This is a genomic window from Myxococcus sp. CA040A, assembly GCF_013336725.1.
Taxonomy (GTDB): Bacteria; Myxococcota; Myxococcia; order Myxococcales; family Myxococcaceae; genus Myxococcus; species Myxococcus llanfairpwllgwyngyllgogerychwyrndrobwllllantysiliogogogochensis.
Window position 1 is genome coordinate 64,411 of sequence record NZ_JABUMR010000007.1, and the last position, 12,596, is coordinate 77,006.

Annotated in this window: 13 protein-coding genes; 3 read left to right on the plus strand and 10 right to left on the minus strand. The window is 69.7% G+C overall.

From position 1 onward, the window contains the following. Positions 1-9: 9 nt before the first annotated feature. From HUA75_RS30375 to HUA75_RS30385, 3 genes are all read right to left on the minus strand, one after another. Positions 10-753, minus strand: coding sequence for a phosphoribosyltransferase (locus HUA75_RS30375; protein WP_141648592.1), 744 nt, complete (start codon positions 751-753; stop codon positions 10-12). Between the two features lie 119 nt (positions 754-872). After that, positions 873-1,904 carry a Glu/Leu/Phe/Val dehydrogenase dimerization domain-containing protein gene (locus HUA75_RS30380; protein ID WP_141648593.1) on the minus strand — a complete coding sequence of 344 codons (1,032 nt, stop codon included), beginning with the start codon at positions 1,902-1,904 and terminating at the stop codon, positions 873-875. Positions 1,905-1,938: 34 nt separating this feature from the next. After that, positions 1,939-2,832, minus strand: a complete 894-nt coding sequence (locus tag HUA75_RS30385; protein WP_174488377.1) for an Hsp33 family molecular chaperone HslO — start codon at positions 2,830-2,832, stop codon at positions 1,939-1,941. 262 nt (positions 2,833-3,094) lie between these two features. On the opposite strand from HUA75_RS30385, the gene HUA75_RS30390 reads away from it, so the two are divergent. Continuing rightward, entirely contained in the window at positions 3,095-3,772 is a 678-nt protein-coding gene (locus HUA75_RS30390) for a succinate dehydrogenase (RefSeq protein WP_141645563.1), read from the plus strand. 134 nt (positions 3,773-3,906) lie between these two features. Here the strand turns inward: HUA75_RS30390 and HUA75_RS30395 are convergent, their stop codons facing one another. Both HUA75_RS30395 and dacB read right to left on the minus strand, forming a co-directional pair. Continuing rightward, positions 3,907-4,416, minus strand: a complete 510-nt coding sequence (locus HUA75_RS30395; protein WP_174488378.1) for a single-stranded DNA-binding protein — start codon at positions 4,414-4,416, stop codon at positions 3,907-3,909. Between the two features lie 231 nt (positions 4,417-4,647). Next, positions 4,648-6,933 (minus strand): D-alanyl-D-alanine carboxypeptidase/D-alanyl-D-alanine-endopeptidase, encoded by a 2,286-nt coding sequence (dacB, locus tag HUA75_RS30400; protein ID WP_141645561.1) that lies wholly within the window; start codon positions 6,931-6,933, stop codon positions 4,648-4,650. 226 nt (positions 6,934-7,159) lie between these two features. On the opposite strand from dacB, the gene dtd reads away from it, so the two are divergent. Then, on the plus strand, positions 7,160-7,627 hold the full coding sequence (gene dtd / locus HUA75_RS30405) for a D-aminoacyl-tRNA deacylase (RefSeq protein WP_141645560.1): 468 nt from the start codon (positions 7,160-7,162) through the stop codon (positions 7,625-7,627). Here the strand turns inward: dtd and HUA75_RS30410 are convergent. Both HUA75_RS30410 and HUA75_RS47575 read right to left on the minus strand, forming a co-directional pair. Next, the gene (locus HUA75_RS30410; protein ID WP_141645559.1) at positions 7,624-8,469 is read right to left on the minus strand and encodes a hypothetical protein; all 846 of its coding nucleotides are present in this window, start codon (positions 8,467-8,469) and stop codon (positions 7,624-7,626) included. The genes dtd and HUA75_RS30410 overlap by 4 nt on opposite strands. Before the next feature lie 27 nt (positions 8,470-8,496). Then, entirely contained in the window at positions 8,497-8,958 is a 462-nt protein-coding gene (locus tag HUA75_RS47575) for a PTS sugar transporter subunit IIA (RefSeq protein WP_174454573.1), read from the minus strand. Positions 8,959-9,199: 241 nt separating this feature from the next. On the opposite strand from HUA75_RS47575, the gene HUA75_RS30420 reads away from it, so the two are divergent. Next, positions 9,200-9,817 (plus strand): hypothetical protein, encoded by a 618-nt coding sequence (locus tag HUA75_RS30420; protein ID WP_141645557.1) that lies wholly within the window; start codon positions 9,200-9,202, stop codon positions 9,815-9,817. A gap of 310 nt (positions 9,818-10,127) precedes the next feature. Here HUA75_RS30420 and hpf read toward each other — a convergent pair whose 3' ends face one another. The 3 genes from hpf to HUA75_RS30435 form a co-directional block, all read right to left on the minus strand. Next, on the minus strand, positions 10,128-10,799 hold the full coding sequence (hpf, locus tag HUA75_RS30425) for a ribosome hibernation-promoting factor, HPF/YfiA family (RefSeq protein ID WP_141645556.1): 672 nt from the start codon (positions 10,797-10,799) through the stop codon (positions 10,128-10,130). A 249-nt stretch (positions 10,800-11,048) separates the two neighbouring features. After that, on the minus strand, positions 11,049-11,816 hold the full coding sequence (locus tag HUA75_RS30430) for a hypothetical protein (RefSeq protein ID WP_174488379.1): 768 nt from the start codon (positions 11,814-11,816) through the stop codon (positions 11,049-11,051). Between the two features lie 95 nt (positions 11,817-11,911). Continuing rightward, the gene (locus HUA75_RS30435; RefSeq protein WP_174459734.1) at positions 11,912-12,559 is read right to left on the minus strand and encodes a GNAT family N-acetyltransferase; all 648 of its coding nucleotides are present in this window, start codon (positions 12,557-12,559) and stop codon (positions 11,912-11,914) included. Positions 12,560-12,596: the final 37 nt, after the last annotated feature.

Genomic DNA, 12,596 nt, shown 5'->3' on the forward strand with positions numbered 1-12,596 from the left:
CGGCACCGCTCACGCCCCCGCCTTGTCCGGGTCCTCTTCGAAGCGCGCGTCGCCCGCGCCAGGCGCGTAGTCCCACGGGAAGACGACGAGCGAGCCCGTGGTCAGCCCGGCGAAGTCCGGGGCGAAACCCTCCGGCTTCGCGATGAGGCACGCCGTCGACACCTTGGTGGCGCCCGCCTCACGCGCCAGCGCCGTGGCCAGCGACAGCGTGTCGCCGCTGGAGGCCACGTCGTCGACGATGAGCACGCGCTTGCCCTTCAGCTCGCGCGGCATCTCCCCGCTCGTCTTGGGCCCGCCCTTCGGACGCCCCTCGTCACCCCTGTCCCGGCTGCGACGGCTGATGCGCACCGGGAAGAACGCGCAGCCCAACGCCGAGGACAGCGCGCCCCCGACGAAGACGCCGCCGTGGGCCACACCCACCACCGCCTCCGGCTTGAACGTCTTGCGGATAGCGTCGGCCAGGTGGTGCACGGCGCGGTCGAAGTCCGCCCACGTCAGCTCCTTCACGCCCGCGGAGCGCTTGCGCGACTGGTCCTTGCCAGTGGGCTGACGCGGCGCTTCCACCTGCGGCGCCAACACCAGGTCCACGGGGATGGAGACGAGCTTCTGCGCCTGCTTGCGCTCCGCGGCGGACAACGACGCCGACGACGGCGCGACACGAGACTTCGGAGAAGTCTTCTTCGAGGAGGACTTCGCGGTGGGCTTGCGCTTGCCCTGGGCCTTGGGCCCGGGCGCTGCCCGCTTGGTGGCCACGGCGGTGAGCTCCGGCTGGGGTGCGGCCCCGTCATACCCCGAGGACCGCGCCCTGGCCACATCCCGCTGAAGTCCCCGTCCTCGACGCGTCCGAAGACACGTCGAGGTGCCGGCCCACCTCAGGCCGCCAGCTTCTCCTCCACCATCCGGTCGGCGACCTGCTCCGGACGCAGACCGGACTCCTTCGCGCGCCGCAGCACCGTGTCGATGGTGTCGAAGATGTTCGCCGCCCGGGCATACGCCTTCTCCCGGTCATACCCCGCCCACTCCTGAGCCACGTTGATGAGGCCCCCGGCGTTGGCCGCGTAGTCCGGCACGTAGAGGATGCCCCGGCTGGCGAGCTGCTCGCCGTGTCGCATGGTGAGCAGCTGATTGTTCGCCGCTCCACACACCGCCTTCACCTTCAAGAGCGGCAGCGTGGCGTCGTTGATGGCGCCGCCCAGCGCGCAGGGCGCGTACACGTCCGCCTCCATGCGGTGCAGGGTGTCCGCGTCCACCGCCGTGGCGCCGTACTCCTTCACCGCGTGCGCCACGCTCTGGGCGTTGATGTCGCTCACCCAGACCTTCGCGCCGCGCTCGTGCAGTTCCTTCACCAGGTACATGCCCACGTGGCCCACGCCCAGCACCGTGACGCGCAGCCCCTTGAGGTCCGGCCGGCCGAAGACGTGCTTCGCCGTGGCCTCCATCGCGCGCGCCACGCCGTACGCCGTCACCGGCGACGGGTCTCCGCTGCGCTCCTTCAGGCCGACGACATTCTTCGTGTGCTTGCGCACGTGCTCCATGTCGTCCGTGCTGGTGCCGCTGTCCTCGGTGGTGATGTAGCGGCCGCCGAGCGACTCCACCGCGCGACCAAAGGACTCGAACAGCTTCGCCCGGTCGAAGTTGCCACGCGGCAGCATGATGACGGCCTTGCCACCGCCGTGCGGCAGGCCCGCCAGCGCCGCCTTGTAGGTCATGCCTCGCGCCAGCCGGAGTGCGTCCGCGACGGCCTCCTCCTCGCTGGTGTACGTCGCCAACGCGCGCGTACCCCCCAGCCCGGGACCGAGCCGCGTGTTGTGCATTCCGACGATGGCCCTCAGGCCCGTCCGGGAGTCGCTGAGCAGATGGACGGCTTCGTAGCCGCCCTCGAGCAATTGCGTGAAGTAACTCATGGCGCGCGGCCTCTACCGAGGCCACGCACCCAAGTCAAACCGTGCCGCTCGCCAGCATGCTTCGAATTTCCTCTCCTGGAATGACATAGCGCGTCGTACAGAATTGACACGTTGCTTCCGCTTGTCCTTCTTTCTCCAGGAGGTCCTGCAGCTCCTCGCGTCCCATCGCGAGCAGCGCGCGCTTCACGCGGTCCTCGCTGCACGAGCAGCCGAAGCGCAGCGGATAGCGGGACATCACCTCGAAGTCCGCCTCCGGCAAGAGCGCGCGCAACACCGCGGCCCCACCCGACGCCGCGTGCGCCAGGAGCACCGACGGGGCGTCATGACGCAGCCGCTCACCGAGCGCCTGGAAGGCCTCCAGGTCCGCGCCGGGCAAGGGCTGGATGAGCAGGCCGGCCACCACGCCCAGGGACTCCGTCTTGCCGTCGACCTGGGCCGGCAGCTGCGCCAGCACCAGGCGCGACGGGAGCTGATCCGACTGATGGAAGTAGCGCTCCAGGTCGGCGGCGAGGTCGAAGTGCTCCAGCTCCACCGACGAGCGGTAGTGCTCGCCTCCGCCCAAATCCCGCAGCACGGACAGGAAGCCCTTGTTCCCCAGCACGGGGCGCCAGAGGTACTGGTCGCCGCCACCGCCCACGTACTCCACGAGGGTGTTCTTCACGTAGCCCCGCACGAGGCCGGACGTGTCGCCGTCCACGAAGAGGCCCCGCAGCGGCCCGTCACACTCCACCTGGAGGTTGACGCGGGAGTCGCCCTTCTGGAGCGCGCCCAGGAGGGCGGCGGCGGTGAGCGCCTGGGACAGCAGCGCCGCGGCGGCGGGGGCCGTGTGGTGGGTGGCGCGGGCCTGGCGGGACAGGTCCGTGGTGAGCGCCAGCACCACGCGCACATCGGACTTCTTCAGCAATCCACTGACGAGCTCATCGGACATGGCAGAGCGACTTAGCGTGCCCGAGCCCGTCGTGCCCGCCAACGTCGGAAGGCGGACGCCCCGTCGCATGCCGGCCCGGCAGCAGGGCCACCCAGGGTGACGCATAAGGCCAGGCTTATGCCTCCATGCGCGACGGCTGCCATGCGGGGAGGCGGAAGAAATCCAGCGTCCTGGCCGGAACGGTTATAAACCGCCCTCCGACAGTCACCCGACTTTGACTTGGGGCGCGGCCACTTGCCCGCGCGCCATCGCTGGAGACCCGATGAGCACCCAGGCCGCCACAGCCGACGCCGTTTCAACGAAGACTCCGCTCCTCAAGTCCCGCCTGGGCTCGTTCCTCGCGGTGGTGCCCCTGACGTTCTGGGTCGTCAACCACCTGTGGGACAACCTCTCCGCGTTCAACGGCGCGGCCGCGTGGGAGAAGTCCGTCACCACGTACGCCAACCCGTACTCGCAGGCCCTGACGTTCATCATCGTCATGCTGCCGCTGCTGTTCCACACCGGCTGGGGCCTAGTCCGGCTCTTCAGCTTCCGGCCGAACAACAACCGGTACAACAACTACGGCAACTTCAAGTTCATCCTCCAGCGCGTGAGCGCCCTGGGCGTGCTCGCCTTCCTCGGCGCGCACATCTGGCTGGCCTTCCTGCAGCCCCGGCTGGTGGCGGGACACCCGGAGGCGTTCTCCGACATCGCCCGGGAGATGCGCTTCCACGGCCCCACGCTCATCGTCTACCTGCTGGGCACGCTGGGCACCGCGTACCACCTGGCCAACGGCCTCCAGGGCTTCGCCATGGGCTGGGGCCTGTTGGGCAGCGAGCGCGCCATGCGCCGCTTCGAGCCCGTCTCCATCATCCTCTTCCTGCTGCTGACGGCGATGAGCTGGAGCGTCATCTACGCGCTCTACACCGCGGGCGCCGCCTTCGGCCCCTCGGGCTCGTAAAGCTCCAGAGCGGGAAGCCCCTCGCGCGGGCGCACCCGCTCCCGTCGTTCCAGCCCTGAAAGCACACCGGCCGCCCCCAAGTCTTTCTGGGGAGCGGCCGGTTCGTTTCTGGAGTGCCGCGCGACGGGCGGCGCTCAGAACGGGATGTCGTCCTCGTTATTGCCGCCGCCACCGCCGGAGGGACCGCCCATGCCGTCATCCATGGGAGGCGGCTGGCCGTAGTCGTTGTTGTCCATGCCGCGCGGCTGCCCGCCACCACCGGATTGCCGGCGCCCCCCACCACCGCCGCCGCCCGCGCCTTCCCCGGCGTCACGACCGCCCAGGAACGTCACCGCGTTGGCCACGACTTCCGTGGTGTAGTTCTTCCGGTTCTCCTTATCCATCCACTCGCGAGTCTGCAGGCGGCCCTCGACGTAGCACTGCCGTCCCTTCTTCAAGTACTCGCCGCAGAGCTCCGCGAGCTTTCCCCAGACGACGATGCGGTGCCACTCGGTCCGCTCCTGCTTCTGGCCGTTCTTGTCCTGCCAGCTCTCGCTGGTGGCGATGCGGAAGTTCGCGACCGCCTGACCGCCCGGGGTGAACCGCACTTCGGGGTCCGCACCCAGGTTGCCGATGAGGATGACCTTGTTCACGCCTCCAGCCATGACTGCTCCCTCTGTCTTTCCGTCGAGTTCCCCACCACCACGGCGGGGAAACTGCCCGCCGAGCATCAGCCCTGGCAGGTTGCCTCCGACGTATAGCAGTGCGGCCTGACATTTCCAGAAGGCGGACCCCGGGCCCCGGGCCCGCCCGGACGGCGGCCCCGCAGGCAGGGAGGCGACGGTGGAAAGGTGCGGGAGGGCACCACCTGGGAGGTGGCACCCGCCCACCGGGTGCTACCCGCCCGGACGCGTCTCCGCGGTGCGCGACGCATCAGGGGCACTGCCCGTGGAACGCGGGGGCGTAGGGGACGACGCGCCTCCCGCCGGCGCCACCACCTGCACCGGAGCGCCGCCCTCGGACGGACGGGGCGCCTTGGCCTCCGCCACCTTCTGCGACAGCGTGGAGTCCAGCCCCTTGGAGAAGGCGGCCACCTGGGGGTCCGCCGCGCCCTGCAGCCGGCGCAGCGACTTCCAGAAGGGATGGTCCGCCTGCCCCGCCTGCACCAGCGCGCGGGCCAGCAGCGTCGAGGCCGCCTCACGGTCCGCCGGTGAAGACGCGCGCAGCGCCACCACCAGCTCCTCCGGCGCCGTGCGAGCCACCTCGCCCAGCGCGACGGACATCTCCGCCTGCGCCTGGGCATCCACGCCCGTGGCGCCCGCGAGCTCCAGCACCCGGGCCAGCGCCTCCGTGTTACCGCCCGCCGCCAGCTCCACCATGCTGGTGACGCCGGGCACCTCCACGGACAACACCCGCGCCACTTCCCTCAGCCGGCCATACACGTCGTTGCCCGCCGAGTAGCTGTCCAGGAGCGTGCGCGCGCCCAGGTAGTCATGCGGGTTGGACTGGTAGAGGCTCTCCGCCAGCACCGCGCGCACCGCCGGGTCTCTCTCGCTGCGCCACGCCGTGCGCAGGAAGCCCAGGTTGCGCTGGTCCCTCTGCCGGCCCAGGTCCAGGTACGTCTTGATGCGGGCGGCCACGTCGTCGATGGCGCCCGACGGCTTGCCCCCGTCCGCCAGGGAAGCCACCGCGCTGGAAGGCCCCAGGCTGGAGCCCGTGGCCGCCACCGCCGCGCCCAGCGCGTCCAGGCCCGCGACGATGGGCCCGGCACGGCCGGCGAAGTCGTTCACCATCATGGAGAAGGAGAAGCGCTCACCGCCCGCGCTCGTCACGTAGCCGCTCAGCGCGGAGACGCCCTCCAGCGTGCCCGTCTTCGCGCGCAGCTTGCCCACCGCGTCGCTGCCCTCGAAGCGGTACTTCAGCGTGCCGTCCTTGCCGGCGATGGGCACCGAGGACAGGTACTCCGGCGCGAAGGGGAAGCGGATGGACATGTGACGGAGCAGCTTGTTGAGCTGGGCTGCGGAGAAGCGGTTCGCGTCGTTCAGGCCGCTGCCGTTCTTCATCACGTACGTGCCGCGGGAGATGCCCACGTCGCGCTCCAGGAACTGCTCCACCACCTCCACGCCCTTGGTGAAGGAGCCCGGCTGGCCTCGCCCTTCCGCGCCCATCGTCTTGAGCAGCTGCTCGGCGACGAAGTTGCTGGAGAGCTTGTTGAGGCGCTTGAGCAGCACGTCGAACGTGTCCGACTGGGCCACGTGCACCGTGCGCGCCTTGGACGGCGTCAGGCCCACCTTCACCCGGCCCTTCACCTTCATGCCCCGCGTGCTCAACAGCTGCTTGAGCGTCTGGCCGAAGTACATGGGAGGGTTGTCGATCTTCTTCCAGACGCTGACGGCCCCGCCGCGCTCGGCCGGCACCTGCCCGCGCACGACGATTTTCTGCTGGGCGCCGGACGGGTCCGACGTCACGGAGACGCGCCGCGCGCGCCGCGCGCCGGTGGACAGCTGGTTGTCCACGATGAAGTAGTCGCTCGGCGGCTCCATCTCCACGGTGCCCTTGGCGCCGGGGCTGGCGCCGGGGCGCAGGAAGATGGCCACCGCGTTCCAGTTGAGGCTCAGCGCGCCGGTGGGCGCCATATAGGCCCGGTCCGAGTCCTCCTGGTCATACCCGGGCGGCGTGCGCTCGGCGTCGAACCAGGAGTCGTCCACGACGATGTCCCCCACCTCGCGAAGACCCGAGTGCCACAGCTCCGACACCACGCCCCACAGGCGCTCGGTCGTGATGGACGGATCACCCTTGCCGCGCACGTAGAGCGTCTTCACCTTGCCGTCCGCGGGCAGCTCCGGCTCGACGAGGAACTCCGTGTCGTAGCGGAACTCCGGCCCGAGCGTCGCCAGCGCCGCCGCGGACGTGACGAGCTTCACGTTCGACGCCGGGTTGAGCAGCTCGTCCGCGTTGTGGGTGAACACCACCGTGCCGTCATCAAGGCTCTGCATGTGCACGCCCACCCGGCTCACCTTGAGCGGGGCGCGTTGAAGCACTTCGAGCAAGGCGGTCCGCAGGGCTTCGCGGTCCGCGCGCTTCTCGGCGGAGGAAGGCGGCGCCGCGACGGCGCCGTATGGAAGCAGCAGGGAAACGATGGCCGTCGCGGCCAAGAGGTGTCTGGCTCGAAGAACCTGCACGCACGCTCCGGGGAAGTCGGCGGCCATTATGGGGAAGGGCGCGAAAGCACGGCAAGGGAGAGGGGGTGCGGGAGTCCACGGTTGGGCGCTCGCTCTACCGCCAAGTGGAAATTGGCACCCCTCACATGTGGACTTCTTTTCACTGCGGTCCTCTCAGCGCCCAAGATGCCGATAAAGCCTGGGCGCATCATGAGGGGTGCCCCTGACAGCCCTGGAGGAAACTTCGATGAGAGCGGTGGTGCAGCGGGTGCTGGAGGCCTCGGTGACGGTGGACGGGCAACGGGTGAGTGACATGGGCCCCGGCCTGCTGGTGCTCCTGGGCGTGGGCAAGGGCGATACGGAAGCGGACGTCGCGTGGATGGTGGAGAAACTCGCCAGCTTGCGAATCTTCGAGGACGCCGCCGGGAAGATGAACCTGTCCCTGGAGGACACCTCCCGTCAGCTCATCGTCGTCAGCCAGTTCACCCTCTACGGAGACGCGCGCAAGGGCCGGCGCCCCAGCTTCATCGACGCCATGGAGCCCGCCGTCGCCAAGGCCCTGTACGAGCGCGCCTGCGAGGGCCTCCGCCAGCGCGGCCTCACCGTGGGCACCGGCATCTTCGCGGCCGACATGAAGGTCGCGCTCGTCAACGACGGGCCCGTCACCCTCATCCTGGACAGCCCGGTTCCGGCTCCGGCGCCACCCAGGCCCTAGACGCGGACAGTGCTGCCCTTGGTGACGAGCGCGGCCAGGCCCTGCCTGGCCATCGCCGCCTGGCGGATGTGCGTGGTGAGCGCGCCCAGCTCCCGAATCCAGCTGGCCGCGCGCGGCCCCAGCCCGGAGAAGGCGACGGTCAGCGGCGGAGGCTGAGGCAGCTTGCCCAGCCAGTAGCCGAGCACCTCGTCCTTCTCCGGCAGCGACGGCAGCCTCATGCGCTCCTGCTCGCGGGCGATGAGCCGCTCCAGCTTGCGCGGCAGGTTCACCTGCCAGTGCGCCACCGCGCGGGCCGGGCGCCAGGCCCAGTCGGCGAAGGCGAAGCGCTCGGTGGGGAAGTACTCGCCCCGGCCCTGGGTGACGAAGACGCGGTCCGGAGGGAACTCCGGGAACGGGTCCCAGTGTCCCGCCAGGAGTGAGGCCAGCCCCATGTCCGCCAGGGGCCTGAAGCGGAAGCCATCGCGCACCTCGCGGGCGCCCTTCGAGTCCCAATACGGGTAGTTGGGCTCCTCCAGCATCAGCGACAGGTGCAGCGCCTCGTCCCAGGCGTCCGCGTAGCCGGCGTGCTGCGCGCCCACCTCCCAGCCCGTGGGGCCCTCCTTCCAGGGAAGGAAGGCGAGCCGGTCCACCAGGTCCGACCAGGGGTCGGCGTCCACGGAGCCCAGGCCTCCGGGCACCGCCGTGGCCAGCATCCGCTCGCACAGCATCCGCGCCTGCCCGTCCCCCAGCGTCTCCAGCAGCGACTCCAGGGCCCCGCTCGCGTCGCCCATGGCGCGCGAGAGGAACGGGAGCACCTGCTCGTGGAAGAACCGGTCGTTGATGGGCCGCAACACCACGTCCATGGGGTCCCCCCGTTGGGACACGGCACTTCAGGGCCGTGCGTCTTCCTGGATGATGAGCGCGTGGATGTCCGCGGCCGTGGGCGCTTCCAGGATGGAGGCCCGGAAGCGGGGATTCTTGAAGAGGCGGGAGATGCGGGCCAGCGCCTTGAGGTGCACGCCCGCGCTGTTCTCGGGGGCCACCAGCGCGAAGAACAGGTGGGTGGCCTTCCCGTCGATGGCCTCGAAGTCCACGCCCGCCCGGGACACGCCGAAGGCCGCCTGGAGCTGCGTCATGCCCGGCAGCTTGCCGTGGGGGATGGCCACGCCCTCGCCGATGCCGGTGCTGCCCAGCTTCTCGCGCTCGCGCAGCACCTCCACCAGCCGGTCTTCCTGAAGCAGGGGGTGGGCCCGCACCAACGTGGCGCTCAGCTCGCGCAACACCTCCGGCTTCGTCCGCGACTGCATGTCCGCGATGACGGCTTGGGGGCTGAGGAACTCGGCGATTCTCACTGACGCTCCCGCGCTGGCGCTCCTGAGATGGCGGCAATTACTCCTCACCCTCGATTCGCGCAAGGGTCGCCTGTCGTCCTGGCCCCACGGCCGCTCACTGCGCGTCAGGGCCCGGGGGGCCTTGGGTCGCCCCCATGCCACCCTCCCCAGTCGTCCCCTGGGGCGATATGCGCCGCCCAGGCGACCGTTTTCCGTCGTGAACCCTCCACACTGAAACTGAATCAGGAAGAGAGCGACCGCCATGAAGCGAACGCTGTGCTCGAGCCTTGTCCTCATCTCGGCGCTGACCACCGGCTGCGCCACCACCGCGCGGGGCGTGGCCCTGGGAGACGCCGCCGAGGAGTCCCTGCTCCTGGAAGGCGGCGCCATCACCGGGCCCAGCTCCACGCTGAGCATCTCCGAGAACGCCATGCATGGCCGCTACCGTCGCGACCCCGTGTCGCTCGAGTGGGACTACCAGAAGATGACGGGCTCGGTGGGCTACCGGGCGACTCGGCTGGAGCTGGCGGAGGGGGATGACACCCGCGTCTGGGGCACCTTCGGCGGAATGACGGTGGACCTCACGGAGGACGGCACGTACCTGCACGGACGCGTCGGGCCCTGCGCCTACGTCCTGAAGCGCGAGGGTGACACCCTGACGGGGGTGCGCGAGTGCGGCAGCGCGCTGGAGAAGAACGTCACCCTGGCCTTCCCCGCGACGCTCCACCAGCGCCCCCTGGGCGAGCGGGCCGCGCTGATGACGCTGGCGCTCTTCAACACCCGGGCGCCCGTGGTCACGACCTCGATGACCATCTCCAGCATGTCGAGCGGCGACGAGCGCTACGTGCAGAAGACCGACACCTGCAAGAAGTTCTACTGAAGGGGCGCCTCGGCCAGGAGGCCCCACCGGGCGCGTTCCACCTTTCGGGGGAGAGGTGGAGCGCGCCGTCTTTTTTCGGACCGATATGCGCCGAGCGCGCCGTCGTTCCTGGCGATGGATGCGCCAGCCGCCATTCCGGGTGGCTGGGGGGACACTGGTGCACGTGGCCGACCACGGGCACCGGATGCAGCATCCATGAAGGAACGGCAACGCCCCCGTCCCACACCGGACGGGGGTGTTCGCGCTCCGCCTCCTCGAGGGGGGTGGCGGAGCGCGACTCTTCCAGACCGGACTGTGACGGCGGGCGGGCTCAGGTCCCCGCGGCGACGGCCAGGGCCGGCGGCTCGTGGGGTTCAATGAGGCCGTACTGGCCATCCTTGCGCCGGTAGACGATGCCCAGCGCATCCGACTCCACGTTGTGGAAGACGTAGAAGTCGTTGTCCATGAGGTTCATCTGCATCACCGCCTCATCCACCGACAGCTGCTTGACGGTGAGCTGGGTGGCGCGCACCACACGCGTCGCGGCGCTGGCGGCCGTGTCCACGGGGTCCGCGGCCTTCGTCGTCGTGGACGACTCCGACGTGGACGTCGCGGCGATGACGGCCAGCTCCTCCGCTTCCGGCACCTCGAAGACGGCGTGACGCACCTTCAGGCTGTTCACCAGGTCCTGGCGGTGATGGACGCGATCTCGACCGTGATGCATCTTCAGCTTGTCGCGGTAGCGGCGCAGCTGGCGCTCGATTTTGTCCATCGCCAGGTCGATGGACGCGTACATGTCATCACTCTTCTCCCGCCCGCGCAGCACCCAGGCGCCGGATTGGATGGTGATGTCCGCGTGGTGGAGGTAACGCTCCAGTGACAAGACGACGTGTGCCTCTCCTGCTCTGTCCAACAGCTTGTTCACCCGCTCGACCTTCTCGCGTGCGTATTCTTTAAGGGAATCCGACGCCCCGAACTGACGGAAGGTGATGTTGAACTGCATGCGTGGCTGCCTCCTAGGGTGAGGGGAGCTGCGTGACAGATCAGAAACTTCTGACCTCGGGAAAGCAACCCGTCTCCCCACGTTGCCTCTTCCCGAGCGCACCACGCGTCCGGGGGCTGACAACCCGGCGTCGCTGGCCCGCATTCATGCGGGGCACCAGACTCTTCAACCCCTCGGAATCACGCGCTGCGCCACGCCGTGTCTCTCAAGCCGGGTATCGTGAGACACGGGCTCAGGCGAGCAGCCTGCTCACTGCACCGAAACCACCTGCTCCTGCGAGTGGAAGTAGGTGCCCCTGCAGGCAGCCACTCCCTGGCACTCCACCACCTCGCCCTGGACGGTGCCGCTCAAGGTCAAGAGATGCGTGGCCGCGCCCAGCTGGCCGGGCACGGTGAAGGTGATTTTTCCCCCCTCGCGCGTGACGGCCATCCCCGCGGTGACGGTGCCGCCCTCGGGCAGGAGCGTGGCGGCGGCGGCGTTGAGCGACTCGGTCGTCGGGTTCCACTGGAACGAGTACGTCTGTCCCCGCAGCAGTCGCATCGTCGGCCCCGTGAAGGAGCGCTTCGCCTGGCCCTCCTTCATCGTGAGGACGACGGTGTGGCTCGCATCCTGGATGACGACGCGCGCGTCCGTCGGGCCCAGCGCCGCCCAGGCATCGGGGTCGAACTCGTAGAAGGCCCGCGTGGGCAGGCACACGTCGCGGCCCGCCGTGGCATCGACGCCGCCCTGCTCCAGGAGCATGGCCTCGCCGTTGAACGTCGCGGTGGCGCCGTCATTCAGCCGGGTGCAGCGGTCTCCACCCGCCTGGGAAAATGTCACGGTGACACGGTGGGAGCCCGGGGCCTGCTCCACTTCGAACAGGTCCACGTCCGCGTGCGAGTACGTCAGCGTGCGGTCCGCGAGCGCCACGAGGTCCACCGACTCGGTGGTGAGGGAGTCACCACAGCCCGCCAGCAGTCCGAGCGCGACAAGGACTCCCGATACCGCGCCACCAGGGAAACGAGAGGAAGAGTGCATACAGGCCGCACCCTATACCCGCCACCCCTGGGGACTGGGAGCAGAACGGCGCCGGGCCGTCACCTTTCCCACCCCCGCGCACGCCCGCCTGTCCGCTAGCCCGCTTGCTGGAGGAAGCCCTCCAGCCGAGCTTTCACTTCCGGCCACTCCGTGTCGATGACGCCGTAGTACGCGCTGTCGCGCACCACCCCGCCGCGCACCAGGACGTGGTTGCGGAGGATGCCCTCGAACTTCGCGCCCATCCGCTCAATCGCCGCGCGAGAGCGCGCGTTGCGCCGGTCCGTCTTGAGCTGCACGCGCATGACTCCGAGCGTCTCGAAGGCCAAGCACAGCAGCAGGTACTTGCACTCGGTATTCACGCGCGTGCGCCACGCCCGGCGGCCCAGCCACGTCCAGCCAATCTCCAGCGTCCGGTGCTCTCGCTGGATGTCCAGGTAGCTGGTGGTGCCCAGGACCTCCCCCGTCTCGCGCTCCACGATGACGAACGGGCGCTCCGTGCCCCGCTCCGCCGCCCCGAGCGCCCGGGTGATGTAGCGCTCCACGTCCTCCTGGGTGCGCAGCACCACCGAGAAGTGGGTGAAGATGTCGTCCTCGCACAGCGCGGCCAGGGCCGGGGCGTGCTCGAGCGCCATGGGCTCCAGGCGCACCGTGCGCCCCTCCAGGACGACGGGCGGCACGACGAGGGGCAGAAGCGCCCGGCGAGGGGCGTCGGCATCGGAGGGAAAAGAAAAAGGGGCGCTCATGGCGCCCCTGAATCTCATCCCCCGGAGAGCCGGGGGA